Source organism: Streptomyces sp. NBC_01716 (assembly GCF_036248275.1).
Taxonomy (GTDB): Bacteria; Actinomycetota; Actinomycetes; order Streptomycetales; family Streptomycetaceae; genus Streptomyces.
In genome coordinates, this window is record NZ_CP109181.1 from 4,130,559 (window position 1) to 4,150,414 (window position 19,856).

Genomic DNA, 19,856 nt, shown 5'->3' on the forward strand with positions numbered 1-19,856 from the left:
AGTGGGGCTGATCAGCCGGCCGGGCCGCCGGCCTCGCGGATCGCGTCGGCCAGCCGCCGTACGGCTTCCGGCACCGCCGGGTCGGCGAGGTTGCCGTACCCGATCACGAGAACGCCGCCCCGGCCCGCCGCCTCTCCCGCCGCCGCCTCTCCCACCGTGTACTCGGCCAGGTCCACGAGCCGCACCCCGCGCCGGGCGGCACCGCCGACCACGTCCCCGGCCGCGCACCCCGTGAGATGGAGCAGCAGATGGAATCCGGCGGCGGCCCCCGACACCCTGTGCACGGGCAGCCGTTCGGCGATCTCCGTAAGGAGGCTGTCGCGGCGCCGCCGGTAGCGGAGCCTGGACGCGCGCAGATGCCTGTCGTACGACCCCGACTCCAGGAACCGGGAGAACGCCGCCTGGTCGATCACGGGCGGCGGCGACCCGACGGCGTCCGCCGCGTACAGCCCGTCCAGCAGGTCCGGCGGCACGACAGCCCAGCCGATCCGCATCGCGGGCGACAGCGTCTTGCTGAGCGAGCCCATCAGGGCGACCCGTTCCGGCGCCATGCCCTGGAGGGTGCCGACGGGGTGGCGGTCGTAGCGGAACTCGGCGTCGTAGTCGTCCTCCATGATCAGCCCGTCCGACTCCCTTGCCCAGGCGATGAGTTCGGCCCGGCGGGGCGGGGTCAGCACGACGCCGGTGGGGAACTGGTGCGCGGGCGCCACGATCACCGCCCGTACGCGCGGTTCACGTCGCAGCAGGTCGACGCGGAGACCTTCGTCGTCCACGGGGACGGCGACGGCCGTCAGCCCCGCCGCCGAAACGGCGGTCCGCAGGCGCGACCAGCCCGGGTCCTCCAGGGCCACGTGGGTGTGCCCGGCGGCGCGCAGGGCGCGGCTCAGCCGGAGCACGCCGTCCAGCGTGCCGCCGCAGACGACGAGTTGTCCGGCGTCGAGGGCGGCGCCCCGGCCGCGTACGAGATAGGCGGCGACGTGCTGCCGCAGCCCGGGGTGGCCCGCCGGGTCGGGATGGCCGAAGTCGGCAGGGGTGAGGGTGCCGGTCGCCTCCCGTACGGCGTCTGCCCACCGTTTACGGGGGAACTCACGGAGGTCGGGTATCCCGGGCGCCATGTCGAACTCCGGCTGCCAGGGCGCCTGTTGGGGCGGTCGCCCGAACCCGGCCGCACGCCCGGCCGCCGCCTGGCGGACACGCGTCGCGGATCCGCCGCGCGCCTCGAAGTACCCCTCGGCGACCAGCTGCCCGTACGCCTCGGTCACCACCCACCGGGAGCAGCCGAGATCGGCGGCGAGCGCCCGGCTGGGCGGCAGGGCGCTGCCGGGAGAGATCCGCCCGTCGACGACGGCCCCCCGGAGGGCCCGGACGAGCCGCAGGTGCAGGGGCCCTGCGGCTCGTCCGCCCAGGTCGAGAAGGGTGCCCCAGGCGGGGTCGGTGCGTGGGTGCGCCATGGAGCGATGGTACGTACGCGCCCCGCGAGCCCATCACGCCTTGGGCTCGGGCCCCTTCACCGGGTCCGGCCCCTCCGCCGACTCCAACTCCAACTCCAACTCCCCCGCAGGCTCAGGGTCTTTCGCCGTCCCAGGCCCCTTCAACAGCTCCGGGTTCTCGCCAGCTCCGAACGCCGGTAGGAGTACGCGAAGTACACGACGAGCCCGATCGCGAACCAGACCCCGAACCGCACCCACGTCTGCCACTGCAAGTACGTGATCAGCCACAGAGACGCCACCACACCGATCGCGGGCACCACCGGCATCCCCGGGCAGCGGAACCCGCGCGGCAGGTCCGGCTGCCGGTAACGCAGCACGATCACCGCCGTGCAGACCACCGCGAACGCCAACAGGATCCCGATGTTGGTCAGTTCGGCCGCCTCACCGATCTTCACGAACCCGGCGATACCCGCCGACGCGAACCCGACGATCCAGGTCACCCGGGTCGGGACCTTCCGCGTCGGATGCGTCTTGGCGAACCACTTCGGCAGCAGCCCGTCGCGGCTCATCGAGAACCAGACCCTGGTGACTCCGAGCATGAACGTGAACATGACAGTCAGAATGCCGATGATCGCCCCGACCGCGATGATGTCGGCGATCCCGTCAAGTCCGACCGAAGCGAAGGCGGTCGAGAAGCCGCTCTCCTTGTCGACGTCCTTGAAGTTCTGCATGCCGGTCAGCACCAGGCAGGCCAGCACGTACAGCACCATCGAGATCGCCAGCGAGTAAATGATCGCCTTCGGCATATGGCGCTGCGAGTCCTTGGACTCCTCGGCGGCGGTGCTCATCGCGTCGTACCCGAAGACCGCGAAGAAGACGGTCGCCGCGCCGGTGAACGCGCCGCCGACGCCGTACGGGAAGAACGGGTTGTAGTTGCTCGTATCGATGTGGAAGACGCCGACCGCGATGACGAGCAGCACCACCAGCACCTTCAGCACCACGACGACCATCTCGAAGCGGGCCGCGCTGCGCATGCCGAGCGTCAGCAGATACGCGATGAACAGGCAGAGCACGACGGCGAACAGGTCGACCTTGTGCCCCTCGCCCGTACCGGGCGCGCCCAGCATCCACGCGGGCAGATCGCCGCCCATCGACTCGACGAGGAAGCTGAAGTACCCGGAGATGCCGATCGCGACGACGGCGACGATCGCCGTGTATTCGAGCAGCAGGTCCCAGCCGATGAACCAGCCGGCGAGCTCGCCGAGTACCGCGTAGCCGTACGTGTACGCGGACCCGGCCTTCGGGATGAGCCCGGCGAACTCCGCGTACGACAGGGCCGCCGCCGCGCTCGCGACGCCGGCGATCAGGAACGAGACGAGGACGGCGGGGCCCGCCGTGCCGTTCGCGATCGTCCCGGCGAGCGTGAAGATCCCGGCGCCGATGATGCCGCCGACGCCGATGGCGGTGAGCTGCCAGAGCCCGAGGGTGCGGGTGAGCTGTTCGCCCTCCGCGCCTTCGGAGTCCTGGATGGTGTGGATGGGTTTACGGCGCATGACGCCTTCACCCGCACGGAAACCTGCCATGTCGCGACTCCTCTCGCTACGGCAACGCGCCATCGTCGCGGATGCCCGGCGGCGGGCGGAAGGATGTGACATGTGCGGGCCCTGTGACTGGACCGTGATGTCCGGAGCTTGTTGGCCCGGTGCCACGGAGATTAGGTTCGCCTTAGTTGCGTCCGGGCAGACTCCGGGCGGCTCTCAGGGAGGCTTCCGCGCTGTGTCGACACACCTCACTCGCCGTATCACCGTGGCCGCGGCGGTCACCGCGTTCGCCGTCTCGCTCTCCGCGTGCGGCGGCGACAGCGACGAGCCGTCGGACAAGGCCGGGGGCAAGAGCGGGTCGGGAGCGACGCACTCCGTGCGGACCGCCATGGGCGAGGTGAAGGTCAAGGACGACCCCGAGCGCGTCGTCGTCCTCGACACGGACGCGCTCGACTCCGCCGTCACGCTCGGGATCACCCCGGTCGGCGCCACGACCGCTGTCGCGGACACGCCGTTCTCCACGTACCTCCCCGAGGACAAGCTCAAGGACATCAAGCCCGTCGGCCTGATCGCGGAGCCGAACCTCGAAGCCATCGCCGCCCTGAAGCCCGACCTGATCCTGAGCAGCAAGGTCCGCGACGAGAAGAACTACAAGTCGCTCTCCGAGATCGCCCCGACCGTCTTCTCCGACACCACGGGCCCCAACTGGCGCGCCAACTTCGAGCTGCACGCCGACGCGCTGGGCAAGACGGCTGAGGCGAAGACGATCGCCGCCGGCTACGACACCCGTGTGAAGACCCTGACCACGGCCCTCGGCGGCCCGGCGGAGGCGAAGAAGACGACGTTCGGCTTCGTCCGCTTCGTGGAGGGCGCGGACACGCGCCTCTACCTCAACGACACGTTCGTCGGCTCGGTCTTCGGCGACCTCGCCGTGGGCCGCCCGGCCAACCAGGACAAGGACGGCTTCTCGCTCGACGTCAGCCCGGAGAAGATGGACGAGGCGGAGGCGGACGTCATCTTCTACTCCACCTACGGCGACGCGAAGAAGGCCAAGGAGACGGAGATCCTCGGCGGCCCGCTCTGGAAGAACCTGACGGCGGTGAAGGACAAGACGGCCTTCAAGGTCGACGACAACCTCTGGATGCTGGGCATCGGTTACACGGGCGCGGGCCAGGTGCTGGACGAGATCGAGAAGAACTACGACGGGGCCGCGGGCTGATCGGGGAGTTCACGGACGCACCACCGCCGAGCCGGGGTCGGGGTCCGGGTCCGGGTCCGGGGCGCCGAAGGTCGTCCAGGCCGAGCGGGGCGGGAGCCGCAGGACCTGGCGGTCCGCCACCGCGTTGAGGATTGTCGCCGCGCGCCAGGCGCCCAGTGTCAGGTCGGGGGCGCCGACACCATGGGTGTGGAGTTCCGCGTTCTGGACGTACAGGCGGCCCGGGACCCGTGGGTCCAGTGCGACGCGGTAGTCGGCGTCTATCCGGTAGCGGCCCTTGTCGTCCCAGTCCACCAGGGCGGCTAATCCGCCCCGGCCGCCGAGGAAGGCCGGGCGGGACGCCGTGTAGCCGGTGGCGGAGACGATCGCGGACGTGCGGATCTCGAAGAGCGCGTCCTGCTGGGTGTGACGGCACGTCAGTACGTATTCGTCGCCGGACACTTCGGCGGCGACGACGGCAACTCCCGGATGCAGCGCGGCCCTTGGCTCCGCCCCGCCGATCGTGCGCTCGTACAGCTCGTCGTGCAGCTCGCCCAGTGTCTCCTCGCTGACACCCTTGTAGAGCTGCCACTGCTCGCCGACGAGTTGTTCGCGGCGGGCCTCGGGGAGAGCGCGGAAATAGCGTATGTAGTCGGGTGTGAAGTGTTCGAGCCCGATCTTGGAGTACTCCATGGGCGCGAACGCGCCCGTGCGGGCGAGCCAGCGGACGTACGGTCCGCCCGCGCCGTCGCCGTCCTGGTGACGCAGCAGATCCAGTGCGACCTCCGCGCCCGACTGCCCGGCGCCGATCACGGTCACGTCGTCGCGGGCGGCGAGCCGGGCGCGGTGGGTGCGGTAGTCGGCGCTGTGCAGGACGCGGCCCGCGTGGGCGCTCTGCGCGATCAGCGGGCGCAGCGGCTCGGGCACGACCGGGTTCGTCCCGACGCCGAGGACGACCTGGCGGGCGAGCACCCGCGTGAGGGTTCCGTCGGACGCGCGGTGGGTGACGACGAACGCCTCCTTCTCCTCGTCCCAGCCCAACTCCTCGACGCGCGCGTCGAATTGGCAGGACCCCAGCGACTCGGCGACCCAGCGGCAGTAGGCGTCGTACTCGCGGCGCGGTATGTGGAAGCGCTCGGAGAAGAAGAAGGGGAACATCCGGTCGTGGTGGCGGAGGTAGTTGAGGTACGACCACGGGCTCGTCGGGTCGACCATCGTCACCAGGTCGGCCAGGAAGGGGACTTGGAGGGTGGTGCCCTCCATCAGCAGGCCGGGGTGCCAGGAGAACGCGGGCTTCGCGTCGAGAAAGAGCGTGCGCAGTTCGGGCGCGCCGTCGGCCAGCGCGGCCAGCGAGAGGTTGAACGGGCCGATCCCTACACCGACCAGGTCGTACATGTGGGCCACAGCCGACTCTGACTCGGTCACCGCTTCTCCTCCGCCTCACCCGCCGCCACCACCGCGTGCAGCAGCCGCTCCACCTCCGCCACCGTCGTATGCGGATTCAGCAGCGTCAGCTTCAGCCGGACGCGCCCCGGACCCTCGCCCGGCAGTTCGGTACGCCCCACCACCGCACCACCCTCGCGCAGCAACCGCCGTCGCAGCGAGGCGTTCACCTCGTCGGTGCGGGCCCCGTCCGCCGGCCCCTCGGGGACGTAGCGGAACAGGAACGCCGTCAGCGCCGGGTCCCCGGCCTCCTCCCCGTGCAGTTCAAGTCGCGGGTGCGCGGACACCGCCCGCGCCCCCGCCACCGCCAGTTCGTGGCACGCGTCGACCAGCCGCCCGAGGCCCTCGCGGCCCAGCGTCCGCAGCGTCACCGCGATCTTGAAGGCGTCCGCGCGCCGCGTCGTACGCAGCGAGAGACCGAGCAGGCTCGGATAGCCCGCGTCCTCGTCGTCCGCCGGGTTCAGATAGACCGCGCGGCGGGCGAGTGAGGCGTACGTCTCCGACTTCCGCACCAGGAAGACGCCTGCGGCGGCCGGCTGCCAGCCCAGCTTGTGCCAGTCCAGGGAGACGGAGTCGGCCAGTTCGATGCCGTCGAGCAGCGGCGCCAGCCGGTCGGACAGCAGCGCGCCGCCGCCGTACGCGGCGTCCACGTGCAGCCACGCCCCGTACTGTGCCGCCAGCTCCGCGCACTCCCGCAGCGGGTCGATCGCACCGGTGTCGGTCGTGCCTGCGGTGGCGACGATCGCGACCGGCAGCTGCCCGCGCTCGACGCACGCCTCCAGGGTCGCCGCCAACGCGCTTGGTTTCATGCGGAGTTGGGTGTCCACCGGCACCGGGATCACCGCGTCCTCGCCGAGACCCAGCAGGGCTGCCGCCCGCTGCACCGAGAAGTGCGCGGCGGCCGACGTCAGGATCCTCGGCCGCGCCCCCGCGCCGGCGCCCACACCCGCCCTCGGTACCCCGGTCAACTCGATCTGCCGGCCGCTCGCGGCGCCCAGCACGCGGTCCCTGGCCAGCATCAGACCCATCAGGTTCGACTCCGTGCCACCCGAGGTCAGCACGCCGGCCGCCTCGCTGGGGTCGTACCCGAGCATGCCCGCAAGCTCCTCAAGGAGCAGGGTTTCCAGGGCAGTTGCGGCAGGCGCCTGGTCCCATGAGTCCTGGGAGGGGTTCAGCGCGGACACCGCCAGGTCGGCGGCGACGGCGACGGCCAGCGGCGGGCAGTGCAGATGGGCCGCGCACGCGGGGTCGGCCGGGTCCGCGCTGCCGTGCGCGAGGAGTTCGGTGAGCCGGCCGAGCGCGGCGGGACCGCGCGCGGAGCGCAGCGCATCGGCGACGGCCGCCGTGATCTCCGCCGGCTCACCGGGCGGGACGGGCCCGCCGCGCCGGGCCGCGCCATCGGCGAGCGCGCCCAACACCTCGCGTACCAGGGGCTCCAGGGCGGCGGCCCCGCCCGTCCCGCCCGACAGGGCCGTACCGGTCGCGGGTCGGAGCGCTTCGTCCACGGCGGCGCCCAGCGCGTCGGTGGTCACGCCGCACGCCCCGAAACGCCGGTGGAGTCCGACGCCTTGGACGCCTGCGGCGCGTGCGGCGCGCGCGATGCCTCCACAATCGCGTCCGTCAGCCGCTCCAGTACGGACTCGGCCTCCTCGTCCGTGATCACCAGCGGTGGCAGCAGCCGCACCGTCGACCCGAACCTGCCGCCCCGCTCCAGGATCAACCCCCGCTCCAGGCACTCCTCCTGGACCCGCGCCGCCACCTCGGGCGCCACCGGCCGGGCCCCGCACGAGTCCAACGGCCCCTCGGGGTCGACGATTTCTACGCCGATCATCAGCCCGCGTCCGCGTACGTCGCCGATCAGGGGCAGTTCGGACCGCAGCCCCTCCAGCCGTGCGGTCATCCGCGCGCCGACCGTCGCCGCCCGCTCCGCGAGCCCTTCGCGCGTGACGTACCTGAGCGTCGCCGCGCCCGCCGCCATCGCCAGCGTGTTGCCCCGGAAGGTCCCGGTGTGCGCGCCGGGCAGCCACCCGTCGTACTCCCGGTCGTACACGATCACGGCCAGCGGCAGCCCGCCGCCGATCGCCTTCGACATCACCATCGCGTCGGGCACGATGCCGCTGTGCTCGACCGCCCAGTAGGCGCCGGTGCGCCCGACGCCGGTCTGCACCTCGTCCACGATCAGCGGGATGCCGCGCCGGCGCGTGATGCGCCGCATCTCCCGCAGCCACCCGTCCGGCGCCGGCACGGCCCCGCCCTCGCCCTGGACGGCCTCCACGATCATCGCCGCCGGCCGTACGACCCCGCCCGACGGATCGTCCAGGAGCCGTTCGGTGTACGTCGCCGCCAGCTCCGCGCCACGCTCGCCGCCGACGCCGAACGGGCAGCGGTACGCGTACGGATACGGCAGCCGCGTCACCTCACCACCGGCCGCGCCCCCGCCCGGCACCGGCTCCTTGACGGCCACGCTGCCGGTCGCGGCCAGCGCGCCCGCCGTCATCCCGTGGTACGCGCCGGTGAACGCGAGCACCCCGCGCCGCCCGGTCGCCGTCTGCATCAGCTTCAGCGCGGCCTCGACCGCGTCCGTCCCTGCGGGTCCGCAGAAGTGCACGCGGGCCCGGTCGGCGAACTCCGCCGGCAGCGTCTCGAAGAGCGCGTCCGTGAAGTCGTCCTTCTCGGGGGTCGCGAGGTCGAGCACATGCAGCGGGGCGCCGCTGTCGAGCGTGCGCTGGAGAGCTTCGCGCACGACGGGGTGGTTGTGGCCGAGCGCGAGCGTTCCGGCGCCGGAGAGGCAGTCGAGATAGCGGCGTCCGTCGGTGCCCTCGATCGTCATGCCGTCGGCACGGGCCGGGACGATCGGGAAGGAGCGGGCGTACGTACGCGCGGACGACTCCCTGGCACGCTGGCGCTCCAGGATGGAGTCGGCGGCGCTCGCGGTGGCGGGAACGGTCATGGAACGGCTCCGGAAGTAAGAGGAGAGGGAGAGAAGGCTCAGTGCGGGTGGCGGAACCGCCCGGGTGCCGGCACCGGCTTCACCCCCACGGATGGCCGGCCGAACGCACCGAGTTCACCGAAGCGGGCCCGTTCCGGCGGACATGGTCCGGCGGGACGCCCACGGAGTGGGCCGCGAACGAGGCTGCGGATGGCGGGAACTGGACGGACACGGCGGCTTCAACCTCGGTTGGGGGCAGGGGATCGACCCGGTTGCGGCATCAGCGTATGAGGGGCCGCGCGATCATCGCGTACGAGCGCCGGCCAGGGAGCCCGGCGGTCTCCCGCCAACAGACCGACCAGAAACACTTAGGCGAGCCTAACCTAATGGTTTGCCGAGGTGACGCCAAAGCCCCCCGCCCGCCGGGGAAGATTTCCGGACACAGAACCCATGATCATCCAGACCCGGACCCACACCCGCGTCCCGGTCCCGGATCACGCCGGCTCCCGCCGCTCCGTGACCTCGATGTAGTGGCGCAGGGTCCGGCGGGTGCGGACGAGCATGTCGATGTGATCGTCCAGCCCCCGCAGGCGCGCCCGCAGCATGTCCAGCAGGCCGGGGCAGGGTTCGAGATCGGGCGCGTCACCTGAGGCGCACGGCAGCAGGATCGCGATCTCCTCCGTCGAGAGACCGGCGTCGAGCAGCTTCCTGATCTGCGTCACGGTCGTGACGGCATCGCCGCCGTACTCGCGGTAGCCGTTCGCGCCACGACCGGGTTCGAGCAGGCCCTGCGACTCGTAGTACCGCAACTGATGCGCGTTGACGCTCGTCCGCCGGCTCAACTCCCCGATCAGCACGTCGGCCCCCCGTTTCCCCTTGACCTTCATATCGGTATGAACGTTGAGGATTCTGCCACGCGCCCCCACGACCCCGGAGCCGGACATGACTACGACCACCGCACCGTTCAACCCGCGCACGCTGCTCGCGGAGAGCCGCCTTGGCGTCCTCGCCACGATCAAGTCGAACGGCCTGCCCCAGCTCTCCCCGGTGATGCCCTTCTACGACGAGGAGGCCGACGTCCTGTACGTATCGATGACGGAGGGCCGCGCCAAGACGACAAACCTCCGCCGCGACCCCCGCGCGGCCCTGGAGGTCACGAGCCCGGACGGCTGGTCCTGGGCAACGGCGGAGGGCCCGGTCGCCCTCACGGGCCCTGGCACTGACCCCGAGGGCCCTGAGGTCGAGGCCCTGGTCACCTACTACCGCCGCGCGGCCGGCGAACACCCGAACTGGGCCGAGTACCGCTCAGTGATGGTCTCGGACCGCCGGGTCCTGATGACGATGCGAGTGACCCACGTCTACGGCGAAAGGATCGCCTGACACCGGCCCCACTCCCCGCCCGCCCGGCTCGGGCGGGCGGACACCGTCAGCGCCCCTGGTACGACGCGCCCTCCGCCCATGCCGGGCCGCGTGTCGGGATCGCGCCGAGGACCTCGACCGGGATCACCGCGCCCGTGTCCGTGGCCTCCGGCCTCGTCAAGTGGATCGCGAGGTCCGCGATCTGCTGGGCCCGTTGTGCGCGGGCCAGGCGGGAGCCGCTCTGTGCCGCCCCGTACGTGATCACGTTGACCGTCACGTCCGAGCCCCGGCACTCGTGGACCAGGTGCCAGGCCAGGCTCATCAGGTCCGCGTGCGGGGCGCCGCCCGCCAGGGTGGAGCCGCGGCCGAGGCCCTTCGTGGACGCGATCAGGACGATCCGCCCGTGCCCGGCCTCGCGCATGCCCGGCAGCGTGCGCCCGATGATCGCGTTCGCCCTGGCCCGGGTCCCGGCGGCGGCGGAGACGGAGGATTCATCGGTGTGGTGCTCGTGCCGGTCCGCGTCCACGACCAGGACGTCGACCGTTCCGTGCCCGGTCTCGAACTCGGATACGGCGGCGTCCAGTTGGAGCGCGTCGCTCACATCGCACCGTACGTTGTAGAGCTCGTCGGGAGGCGTCCCGCGCTCGTAGAGGAACCCGACCCAGTCGTCCTGGCGGGCATACGCGGCGGCCACGCTCTCCGCGCTCCCGCTCGCCCCGCTGACGACCAGCACCGAACGGCTCACGTCTACCACTCCCCCACTGCGCGTGACGTCACGGTCGCGTACCGACACCCGCGGCTCCGCGCTCGTCGGCCGGTACCAGGCCGTCCACCTGCGGGCGCGCGAAGACCGCGGGAGGCGGTGTCCCGCGCCGAGTGTTCTGTCCCCGTGGCGCACGCCGGCATATGTCGGGACCGTCTCGTGCGCGGGCTCTCGCGCGGGCTCATCGGATGCGGTGCTCCTCAATGCGTCCACTACAGCCTCTCCAAGACGGGTTGGTCAGCGCCCATCGGGCCGTGCCCACCAGACAGCGATCCAAGAGTTGGTCGTACGGTCACGTCTGCGCGCCGAGGCAGGGCGCCTCGGCGGGAAGGGTGGCCGAAGCCGCCCAACTGCCCTGTTGCGCGACGATGTTGACCTGGGCTCCGCACCGTTGTGTCAGGACCTCCGCCAGGCTCGGGCCGCCGTCGTCCGGACTCTCGTCCGGCCCTTCGGCCGGATGCCCCGCCGGTCCCTCGATCAGCTCGTCCGAACGGCTCTGCGCCGGCACCGTCACCGTCTCGGTGGGCGCGTCCAGGATCGTGACACTGACTCTTACGGCGACGGCGTCCTCCGGCCCGGTGCGCTTCGTCACCCCGAGGTAGTAACCGCTGACGCCCACGACACCGATCGCGTGCCTGGCCAGCTGCGCCGCCACCTCTTCGCAGGCGGCGATTTTCGCCGGTGGCCAGCCGAGACCGGCCAGTTCCTTGCGCACGATGCGCCGTGCGACCTGTATCTGCTCCGGAACGGCCGGTAGTGAGACGTGCATGGCATCGGTTCTCCGTGACCCCCCGCCCCTCACGCCTCGGCAGCGTGTCGGCGGGGTCGGTACCCGGCCCTGGCGCGGCTGGTTGGGGGGTGCCGCGTAGGGGAACTCCGGCCTCCATCGTAGCCACGACGCGGACACTCTGCAACGTGACAGAGTTCGATACGACGGTATCGTGGTCCGCTGAACGGAGAGGTGAACGGAGAGGAAGAGACCCTCCCCATCCGCGGACGCGAGGAGGGCCCGGTGAGTCAGCCAAGATCCGGCCCCACCGTCGCTCTGCGTTGCTTCGGGGCCGATCTGCGCCGTCGCCGCGAAGCCGCGGGCATGACCCTCCAGGGCGTGGCGGACGTGATCAAGAAGGACCGCGCGACACCGGCCCGCTGGGAGAACGCCGAAACCGTGCCGAATCCGCGCATGGTCGCCGTGCTGCTCGACCTCTACAAGACGCCCGTCGCCGAGCGGGGCGAGGTCCTTCACGCGCTGGAGGAGGCGAAGAAGCCCGGGTGGTGGCACCCCTGGCGCGAGGTCGCCGAGGTCGGTGTCATCGATCTGGAGTCAGCGGCGACCGGCATCCGTTCGTACGCTCCGGGCGTGCTGCCGGATCTGCTCCAGACCACGGAGTACGCGGAAGCCCTGATGAGTCTGCGCAACCCCTACGAGGACCCCGCCGTACGGCGCCTGCGGCTGGAACTGCTGGAGGCCCGCAAGGAGCACACCATCGAGGGCAAGCCGAGCACCGGCAACGGTGACCGGGCCGGGCTCTGGGTGTTGCTGGAAGAGGGGACACTGCGGCGCCGTGTCGGCGGAGCCGGGGTGATGGCCCGTCAACTGGACTACCTTGAAGCCCATATCGCCGATGTCGGGTCGTCGGTGGCCATCCAGGTCATTCCACCCGGCGTACCGCACCCGCTGGCCATCAGTCTCTGTGGCCATATCGAGATCCTCCGCTTCAAGGAGTTCGGCATGGGAGAGAGACTGATCCAGATCGGCCTCCATCCGGCCATGACGCTCATCACCGACGACTCCGACGCGGTGGAGAACTACCGGATGGCGGTGGACGTGACCAGTGGGTTCGCACCGCCTCGTTTCACCCCCCTGCCCCTGACGAGTAAGGACTTCGGATGAGCGACTCCGTACGCCCCGGAACCAATGTGATGCCCACCGTCCCCAACTCCGCGCGGATCTGGAACTACGCCCAGGGCGGCCAGGACAACTACCAACTCGACCGCGATCTCGCCGAGGTGATGATGGGCGACTTCCCGGAGATCAAGACCGCGGCCATGGAGTCACGTGCTTTCCAGGAGCGGGTGGCGGACCATGTCGTCCGCGAGGGCGGGATCCGCCAGCTCCTCGACCTGGGCACGGGCATTCCCACCGGGCGCGGCACCCACGGCATGGCGCAGCGGGCGGCTCCCGAGTCGCGCGTCGTGTACGTCGACAACGACCCGGTCGTCCTCAACCACGCGAGTTCGCTGCGGAGTTCGCCGGAGGGCAAGATCCACTATCTCCAGCAGGACTTCCGGCTGGTGGACAAGGTCCTTGACGACGCCTCGCAGACGCTGAATCTGGACGAGCCTGTCGCCCTTCTGGTGCTCTCCACCCTCGGGCACTTCCCGCCCGCCGAGGCGGCCGACCTGGTCGAGCGGTACACGAGCCGGCTCGCCTCCGGCTCGTATCTGGCGGTGTGCGACACGATCGAGACGCCGGGCGTGCTCAGGATGCAGGAGCACTACCGGGCGGCCGACCCCGAGGGTGCCTACCTCGCCCGGACACCGGACCAGATCGCGGACTGCGCCCGTGGGCTGACCCTGCTGCCGCCGGGTCTCCGCCCGCTGCCGGAGATCCTCGTACCGGCCGGGGAGGACATTCCGGCCGGGGCCGCGGACTGTGTGCAGTGGGGGTTCCTGGCGATCAAGCCGTAGCGTCGGAAGGGGTGTTGGGTGGGCCGCACGGCTAATGTCGGGTCTGTGAACACGACTTGGGAGCCCACGGCCGCAGGCGTGCTGCGGCTGCCGTCCGGTCGGCTCGTGCGCGGCCGGGGACTGCGCCACCCCCTCCCGGCCGGCCCCGCGCCCGCCTTCGCGCTCCATCTGCTGGGCAAGGAGCCGCCCGCCGTCGAGTGGGAGGCCCGCTGGGTCCGCTGGCCCGACTTCCGGCTGCCGTCCGACCGGGCGGGGGCCGCGGAGGCGTTGCGGGAAGCCTTGTCGCGGTCCTCCGACGAGCGCGTCGAGGTCGCCTGCGGCGGCGGGCGGGGCCGTACCGGCACGGCCCTGGCCTGCCTCGCCGTCCTCGACGGGGTGCCGAACGCCGAGGCGGTCGCCTATATCCGCGCGCACTATTCGCGGCACGCGGTCGAGACGCCCTGGCAGAAGCGGTACGTCGCGCGCTTCGGCGCGTAGACGGCGCGGGCCGGGCCGTCGCCGGGGCCTCAGCTCACCACCGCTCCCGACGCCAGCAGCAGATCCGGCAGCGTGCCCTCGAACTCCGGTATCAGACGCAGCGCCAGCGCCCAGCCCTCCGGGTTGTCCGACAGGTGCTCCGCCGCCAGCGCCGCGACTTCGCCGCGGGCCTCGCGTATCTCGTCGGTCGCGGGCGAGTCCTCCTGGCCCAGCGCCCTGGACAGGAACGCCACCACCGGCTGCGCCGGGTAGCCGGACCGCACCGCATCGGGCAGGGTGATCTGCCCCAGATGGTGCGCCTTCTCCAGCCAGCGGCAGCCGCCGCGGTCCAGCTGGAGGGGGTACTTCATCAGCAGCTCCGTGGCCGTCGGCGGCTTCCCCGTCCGGCGGGGCCGGTAATGGGGATGCGACAGACGCAGAGCGGCGACGGCCGACATCTCGGCGAGCTCGGCCGGGCAGCCGTCCAGTGCGGCCAGCCGGACAAGAAGCCTGTCGTGCAGGGGCTTCGCGCGGTGCGTCGCCGCCAGCTCGGCCCATGGCAGCGGCCCCGGACCGATCTCCTCGGCGAAGAGGTCGATGGCCTTCGTCAAGTCGTCGTCCTCGCTGCCCGCCCCCTTGTCGCACAGGAAGTCCGCCCGCCCCGCCGGGCTCGCGGCGCTCTCGTACGCGGCACGCAGCAGGGCGGCTCCGTTCTCCGGCCCCTCGGTCTCCAGCGCCGTACGCCCCGTCTTCAGCGTCGCCGGTGACAACGGGTGCCTGGCCTGCCGCTTACGGCCCGGGAAGTCCGTCTCGTCCAGCAACTCCCCTACGGCTCCGGGCCCGTGGCGCTCCCAGAGCCGTAGCAGCATGTGCAGCTCCAGCGCCGGCGTGTGGACCTTCGCCCGGGGGCTGCCCAGCAGAATCCGGCACAGCAGCGGGTCGCCCGAGTCGCAGCACGCGAGCAGCCATGGCCGGCGCGCGCTCTCCCGCACCCCCTCCACCAGGGGCTCCGTCAGCGGGATCCGCTCGGCGGTGGAGGTGTCAGCCGACCTGCCGTCCCGCCAGCGCCGGCCGGAGAGGATGTGCCCGCGCTGGTCGAGGGTGAGGTCGGTGTGGAGGAAGAGCGCGGCGTTGACTTCGGCGTCGTTGTACGTGATCAGGTCCTCGATCACCTCGGCCGGGGTCGTCCAGTCGGACGCGATGCCCGCGAGGGCGGGCGCACCTCGCAACTGGATGATGTGAGCGCGCAGTTCAGGGCTCGGCGCGTGCCAGAGCAGCAGCTGCTGGATGGCCCGCAGGTCCATGTGCGCGGCGAGCGCGCACCGCGTCCCGTGGTCGGCCGCGTCGTACAGATGCAGCCACGCCGACCGGCCGCCCTTCTGCCTGCGGCTCGGGAACTCCGGCCCCATCGGCCTCGGCCACGGCTGGCCGCTGTGCTTGGGCACCTCGGCGAGCGCGGCGTCGATCAGCTCGGTGACGCTCCCGGCGAAGCGCGGGAGCAGGGTGTACAGGGCCCGCCAGGGCGCGAAGTCCGAACCGAGCCTGGCCACTTGGGCGGCCAGGGCGGCCCGTACGTCCTCGTGGTCGTGCGGCAGCCCGCACAGGACCTTGCGCGCCGGGACGACCTCCCGCAGGACGCGGTCGGCCGGGAAGACACCGGACGGTATTCCGGGTACGAGGAGTTCGGCCAGGCGGTCCTCCTCGGCGGCGGCCAGCATCGGCCAGTGGAGGTTGCCCTCGATCCGCAGCCCGCGGTTCGCCTTGAAGGCGGCGAGGGCCAGCTCCTCCGGGCAGTCCGGGTGCGTCCGCAGTTTGCGCAGGCCGTTGGCGGTGAACGGCGTGCCGCGATTCTCCTCGACCAACTCGTCCCAGTGCAGGGCCCCCGGGGCCGGCGGCAGCTCTATGTCGCCGTGGTAGGTCGCGTCGTGGAGGTGCTCGATCAGCTCCTTCGTCGTGCCGGGTGCGGGCGTCGACGACCGGTCCGGCCGGGGGGCGCTGTTCTTCGGGCGGGCGGGGGCGGGCGCGGGGGCAGGTGCAGGCTTCGCTTCGAGGACGCGCCGCGCGAGCGCCACCAGTTCGGGGAAGGGGGAGAGCAGGGCCGGCTCCAGCAGTTCCCGGGACCTGGCCTCCATCAGCCTCCTCGGCAGCGCGCCCTTCGCCTGCCAGGCGGGGTCGTCGGCCGTGGCCGCCGCGCCCTCCCACACCGCAGCGCGCTCGTCCGCGTCGCGCTCCCAGTCGCGATCGCCGTAGAGATGGACGGCCAGGGCGGGATCGCCGAGCGCGGCCAGCCGGCGGAACACATCGCGGTGGTACCGGCGGGCCGAGAGCAGCGCGGTGCGCAACTCCGGGTCGGGCGAGGAGAGCACCTCGTCCAGCAGAACCGGCGGCACCGGGGCACCACTGCCCAGCAGCGCGAGCGTCTCCTCCCGTATCCGGGGGATCAGCGCGCGGGTGAGTGTCCGGTCGGCGAGTGCGTAGGCGGCGGACACGACGGTGTCGTCGGCGAGGCGCATGGCGTGGGGTCCGGGCTTTCTGGAGGAGGGAGTGGGTGGTGGTGGGGCCGGGGCCGTGTCAGGACGGCGACGCGGCGAGCTCCTTCATCCGGGCCAGCGCACCGACCCAGAAGCTCTGCCGGGCGGGCGTCTGCCCGACGAGATACGTGGCGCGCAGCTTCGGCGGCAGCTGCCGCAGCGCTCGGGCCACCACGTCGCCGTGCCGCTTGAGCTGGGACAACTCGGCGTTGGCCAGGACCCGGTGCACGAGGTCGGTGTCGTTGGTCCCCTCCGTCGAGACCTCCGAAGCGACGGCGAGCCGCTTTTCCCAGAGATCGATGTCCCGCACCAACTGCTTGAAGCCCAGGGTTACTTCAGCCCCGACGCCCGCCAGTCTGGCTTCGAGCGCGGTCAGCGGCACCGGTGCGAACTCGCCCTCGCCCAGGTAGATCAGGCCGGATATCAGTGGCTGGCCGGCCAGATGCAGTTTGATCAGACGCTCCAGCGTCCGCTTGGTGATCCAGTCGCGGGCCTCTTCGTCGATGTCGTTCTTCCACCATTCGAGGACGGTCTCGGCCACCTCGCCGTACGCGGCGATGAGCCATTCGTTCGCCGGGATGTCCTCGGGCCGCACCTCGTAACTGACCGTGAAGCGGCTGGCCTGCGCCACGTTGTTCCGGCTGACCTGGAGTTTCCTGCCGAGGTGGTACGGCGGGTTCTGGAGCGCGATCTGGGCGCGCAGACCCTCCACCGGCCGCCCTGCCAGCGACCACTCCTGGGTGATCTCCATCAGCTTGGCGAACGCGGCCTTGTCCTTGGGCCGGTTGTACTCGTCCCAGATGATCACCTTCTCCCCCGGGCCCGAGAGCGACCGGGTGAGCAGCGTGTCCAGCCGGCCGCCGGGGGTGGGCACCGGCACGCACAGGTCCTCGACGTTGGTCACCGGGAGCGAGAAGTACACCGGCTCCGCGCCGAGTTCGTCCCGTACGACGCTCTTGGTGATCTCCGTCTTCCCGCAGCCGGGCGGCCCCTGGAGCAGCACCGCCCAGTTCTCCCGCAGGGCGGTGCGCAGGATGCGGCGTACGGGATCGGCGACCGTGCTCGGATTGGCCGCGCCCACGGCGCTCGCGATGGCGTCCAGGGTCTCCGCCGTACGGTCCGCTCCCTCCGTGCCGTCCTTGCGCCGGTCCCGCAGCCGCAGCCGGACCCCGCCCACCAGCGGGAGCCCCCAGCTCAGCGGCAGCCCGGCGCGGGCGCAGTCCAGCACGTGCTCCAGGGTGCGCGGGGAGAGCAGCGAACGCAGCTTGGGCGTCAGGCCGGCCCAGATCCGGAAGACCTCGCCGAGGTCCCAGTCGGGGTAGCGGGCGGCGAGGGTGTGGCGCCAGGCCGTGTCGTTGGACGTGAGGCGCAGCGTGACCATGCGGTCGAGCACGGCGAGGTCGCTGCGGACGGAGCCGGTCTCCGTCCGGGACTCGTTGTCGCAGAGGAAGACGCCGACGCAGCCGAGCGCGCGCAGGTCGTGTTCGCCGAGGGTCCAGTCGCAGGCGATCTGCATGAGCTGGGACTGGATCATCTCGCCGGCCTGGAGAGAGTCGTCGATCAGCAGTACGAAGGGCTCGCCGGGGTCGAGCTGGCTCATGATCAGCTGTGTGAGGACGAGTTGGCCCGTGCCGTCGTCCCGTACGGGGGCGTTCATCAGCAGGTCGTCGGGGGTGAGATTGGCCGCGGGGACGAGGACGACGCGTGTGCCGGGGTGGGCCTCGGGGATATGGCGGAGGAAGGTGGAGGTCTTGCCGATGCCGTGCTCGCCGAAGACCTGGCCGGTCTGGCCCATCGCGATCATGGCGTCGATGAACTCCGCGAGGCGCGTGCCCGGTTGGGGGCCGGACGGCCGCTCCGGGTAGGTGGCCGTGCCGGGCCAGGCCGCCTTGTCGCGGGCGCTGTGGTCGTCGCGGCCGGAGGTGCGCGCCGCGCGGTTCGGGTCGGTCTTGATCACGGTGATGGGGTCCAGTCCTTGTGCGTGCGTACGCGGGGATGCGCGATGCGTTCGGGGTGAGCCGGGGCGCGCGCAGGCGCGCACCGCCGTACATGCGAGAGAGGCCCGCGGGCTCAGCTGTCGCCGGTCGTCACGCGGTGGCAGGCCATGGGCGGCTCGTGCCGCTCGGGCCAGTCGTCGCCGCCGTCGGTTATCAGCCAGATCCAGCTCTCGGGCCGGGCCGGGGTCACCTGCGGCGCATGACCGTCGGTGACCATGATCACCGCGTCCGGCCGTACCTCGCACCGCCTGCCGCCGACTTCGCGGCGCCCCTCCACGTACTCCACGACCTTGCCGAAGTCCGTACCGCCGCCGCCTCTGACCCGCTCTCCCGCGACGAACGGCATGACCTCGCCGTCGAAGCTCAGCCAGTGCGTCTCGACGCCGTCGGTGCGGCCGATCAGCGTCATCAGCCAGTCGATCACCCGCTGGGACATGGAGCCGGAGGTGTCGATGGCGACGACCACCACCTTCGTACGCTCCTTGCCGCGCCGCGACAGCATCGGATCGTGGCCGAGCGCGAGCAGCACCGCGCCGTGCTTCCTGGGATAGATGAGCCGTTCGCCGTCGCGGAGTTTGGAGGCGAGCGTGTCGGACAGCCAGCGCTTCCACCATTCGACCCGGCGGGTGGGCTCGGTCCGGCCGCGCAGCGCGCCGAGGCCGAGGCGCCCCCACATCTTGGTGACCCGGTCGCTGCCGCCCTCGGAACGGTCGGCGAGATGCAGGATCTCGTCGCGCGCGGGACCCTCGCCGCGCAGGGCGGCCCGCAGCACGTTCGCCAGGACCCCCTCCACGACCTCGCCCACGGTCTCCTCGTCCAGGGGGAGTCCGTCGACGAGCAGATGGGGACAGACCGCGCCCGCGGGCACGGGCGGGTCGCTCATCCGCTTCAGCTCGCCGTACACACTCATGTCGGTCTCGGTGAAGTGCGCGTACGACACCGGCTCAAGGCCCTGGGCGCGCAGATCCTCCTCGTACAGGGCGTGGATCTCGTGCGGATCGATCCCGACCGGCTCCCGTACGCCGCCCTCCGCCGCGTCTCCCGTCAGTTGGGTGGGCAGCTTGCTGCGCAGCCGCCGCATCACGACATGGTTGATGGAGACCTCGGCGGCCAGCTTGAACACCGGGTCCTCGCGCAACTCCGCGGCCATGTACAGATGCCGGTGTATGAGATGGCGCGCCTCGTGGAAGAGCACGAACCGCACTCCGTCCGCGCCGATCGCCTCGAAGAACTCCGGGTTGTAGAGAAGCACGCAGCTGCCGTCGCCGGTGGCGACCACCGCCGCCGTGTCCACGGCCAGGGTGGGGATCTGCTGGTGGCACTTGGTGTAGAGCCAGGAGGCGATCGCGCTCTCGCGCACCCCGAAGTCGAGCATCGCGGCTTCCTTGAGCCGTCGGCCCTTCTCGGTGACAGCGGGGTCCGGCGGGTCGGCCAACAGCCGCCGCCAGTCGCGCAGTTCGACGCCGCGCTTGGGCGCGGTCACGGACGCTTCGGTCATGGGAAAACACTAGCGGCGGGGTC

Annotated in this window: 16 protein-coding genes; 5 read left to right on the top strand and 11 right to left on the bottom strand. The window is 71.6% G+C overall.

Features of this window, described 5'->3' with window-relative positions; genetic code table 11:
- Positions 1 to 11 precede the first annotated feature (11 nt).
- Together pdxR and OIE74_RS17910 are read right to left on the bottom strand one after the other, a co-directional pair.
- Positions 12 to 1,451 (bottom strand): MocR-like pyridoxine biosynthesis transcription factor PdxR, encoded by a 1,440-nt coding sequence (gene pdxR, locus OIE74_RS17905; protein ID WP_329384540.1) that lies wholly within the window; start codon positions 1,449 to 1,451, stop codon positions 12 to 14.
- Positions 1,452 to 1,591: 140 nt separating this feature from the next.
- Complete coding sequence (locus tag OIE74_RS17910) at positions 1,592 to 3,013, bottom strand: amino acid permease (protein ID WP_329384543.1); 1,422 nt, start codon at positions 3,011 to 3,013, stop codon at positions 1,592 to 1,594.
- A gap of 193 nt (positions 3,014 to 3,206) precedes the next feature.
- Here OIE74_RS17910 and OIE74_RS17915 point away from each other — a divergent pair, with 193 nt between their 5' ends.
- On the top strand, positions 3,207 to 4,190 hold the full coding sequence (locus OIE74_RS17915) for an ABC transporter substrate-binding protein (protein WP_329384546.1): 984 nt from the start codon (positions 3,207 to 3,209) through the stop codon (positions 4,188 to 4,190).
- 9 nt (positions 4,191 to 4,199) lie between these two features.
- On the opposite strand, the gene OIE74_RS17920 is transcribed toward OIE74_RS17915, so the two are convergent.
- The 4 genes from OIE74_RS17920 to OIE74_RS17935 all read right to left on the bottom strand — a co-directional run bounded on the left by OIE74_RS17920 (position 4,200) and on the right by OIE74_RS17935 (position 9,395).
- Positions 4,200 to 5,591: a lysine N(6)-hydroxylase/L-ornithine N(5)-oxygenase family protein gene (locus tag OIE74_RS17920; protein ID WP_329384548.1), complete on the bottom strand. Its 1,392-nt coding sequence runs from the start codon at positions 5,589 to 5,591 to the stop codon at positions 4,200 to 4,202.
- Positions 5,588 to 7,141: a pyridoxal phosphate-dependent decarboxylase family protein gene (locus OIE74_RS17925; protein WP_329384551.1), complete on the bottom strand. Its 1,554-nt coding sequence runs from the start codon at positions 7,139 to 7,141 to the stop codon at positions 5,588 to 5,590. The genes OIE74_RS17920 and OIE74_RS17925 overlap by 4 nt, the downstream gene beginning before the upstream one ends.
- Complete coding sequence (locus OIE74_RS17930) at positions 7,138 to 8,559, bottom strand: diaminobutyrate--2-oxoglutarate transaminase (protein WP_329384554.1); 1,422 nt, start codon at positions 8,557 to 8,559, stop codon at positions 7,138 to 7,140. The genes OIE74_RS17925 and OIE74_RS17930 overlap by 4 nt, the downstream gene beginning before the upstream one ends.
- A 473-nt stretch (positions 8,560 to 9,032) precedes the next feature.
- Entirely contained in the window at positions 9,033 to 9,395 is a 363-nt protein-coding gene (locus tag OIE74_RS17935) for a MerR family transcriptional regulator (protein WP_329392339.1), read from the bottom strand.
- 85 nt (positions 9,396 to 9,480) lie between these two features.
- On the opposite strand from OIE74_RS17935, the gene OIE74_RS17940 reads away from it, so the two are divergent.
- On the top strand, positions 9,481 to 9,918 hold the full coding sequence (locus OIE74_RS17940; RefSeq protein WP_329384557.1) for a PPOX class F420-dependent oxidoreductase: 438 nt from the start codon (positions 9,481 to 9,483) through the stop codon (positions 9,916 to 9,918).
- 46 nt (positions 9,919 to 9,964) lie between these two features.
- On the opposite strand, the gene OIE74_RS17945 is transcribed toward OIE74_RS17940, so the two are convergent.
- Positions 9,965 to 10,642 carry an SDR family NAD(P)-dependent oxidoreductase gene (locus OIE74_RS17945; RefSeq protein WP_329384560.1) on the bottom strand — a complete coding sequence of 226 codons (678 nt, stop codon included), beginning with the start codon at positions 10,640 to 10,642 and terminating at the stop codon, positions 9,965 to 9,967.
- Positions 10,643 to 10,952: 310 nt separating this feature from the next.
- On the bottom strand, positions 10,953 to 11,429 hold the full coding sequence (locus tag OIE74_RS17950) for a hypothetical protein (protein WP_329384563.1): 477 nt from the start codon (positions 11,427 to 11,429) through the stop codon (positions 10,953 to 10,955).
- Between the two features lie 243 nt (positions 11,430 to 11,672).
- On the opposite strand from OIE74_RS17950, the gene OIE74_RS17955 reads away from it, so the two are divergent.
- Genes OIE74_RS17955 through OIE74_RS17965 form a run of 3 tightly spaced genes read left to right on the top strand, consistent with a single transcriptional unit; the run spans position 11,673 to position 13,828 of the window.
- Positions 11,673 to 12,554 (top strand): helix-turn-helix domain-containing protein, encoded by an 882-nt coding sequence (locus OIE74_RS17955; protein WP_329384566.1) that lies wholly within the window; start codon positions 11,673 to 11,675, stop codon positions 12,552 to 12,554.
- On the top strand, positions 12,551 to 13,351 hold the full coding sequence (locus tag OIE74_RS17960; protein WP_329384569.1) for an SAM-dependent methyltransferase: 801 nt from the start codon (positions 12,551 to 12,553) through the stop codon (positions 13,349 to 13,351). The genes OIE74_RS17955 and OIE74_RS17960 overlap by 4 nt, the downstream gene beginning before the upstream one ends.
- A gap of 45 nt (positions 13,352 to 13,396) precedes the next feature.
- The gene (locus tag OIE74_RS17965; RefSeq protein ID WP_329384572.1) at positions 13,397 to 13,828 is read left to right on the top strand and encodes a protein-tyrosine phosphatase family protein; all 432 of its coding nucleotides are present in this window, start codon (positions 13,397 to 13,399) and stop codon (positions 13,826 to 13,828) included.
- 29 nt (positions 13,829 to 13,857) lie between these two features.
- Here the strand turns inward: OIE74_RS17965 and OIE74_RS17970 are convergent, their stop codons facing one another.
- From OIE74_RS17970 to OIE74_RS17980, 3 genes are all read right to left on the bottom strand, one after another.
- Positions 13,858 to 16,320: a hypothetical protein gene (locus OIE74_RS17970; RefSeq protein ID WP_329384575.1), complete on the bottom strand. Its 2,463-nt coding sequence runs from the start codon at positions 16,318 to 16,320 to the stop codon at positions 13,858 to 13,860.
- Positions 16,321 to 16,378: 58 nt separating this feature from the next.
- Positions 16,379 to 18,295: an AAA family ATPase gene (locus tag OIE74_RS17975; RefSeq protein WP_443076149.1), complete on the bottom strand. Its 1,917-nt coding sequence runs from the start codon at positions 18,293 to 18,295 to the stop codon at positions 16,379 to 16,381.
- 113 nt (positions 18,296 to 18,408) lie between these two features.
- Positions 18,409 to 19,833, bottom strand: a complete 1,425-nt coding sequence (locus OIE74_RS17980) for a DUF2201 family putative metallopeptidase (RefSeq protein WP_329384578.1) — start codon at positions 19,831 to 19,833, stop codon at positions 18,409 to 18,411.
- Positions 19,834 to 19,856 lie beyond the last annotated feature (23 nt).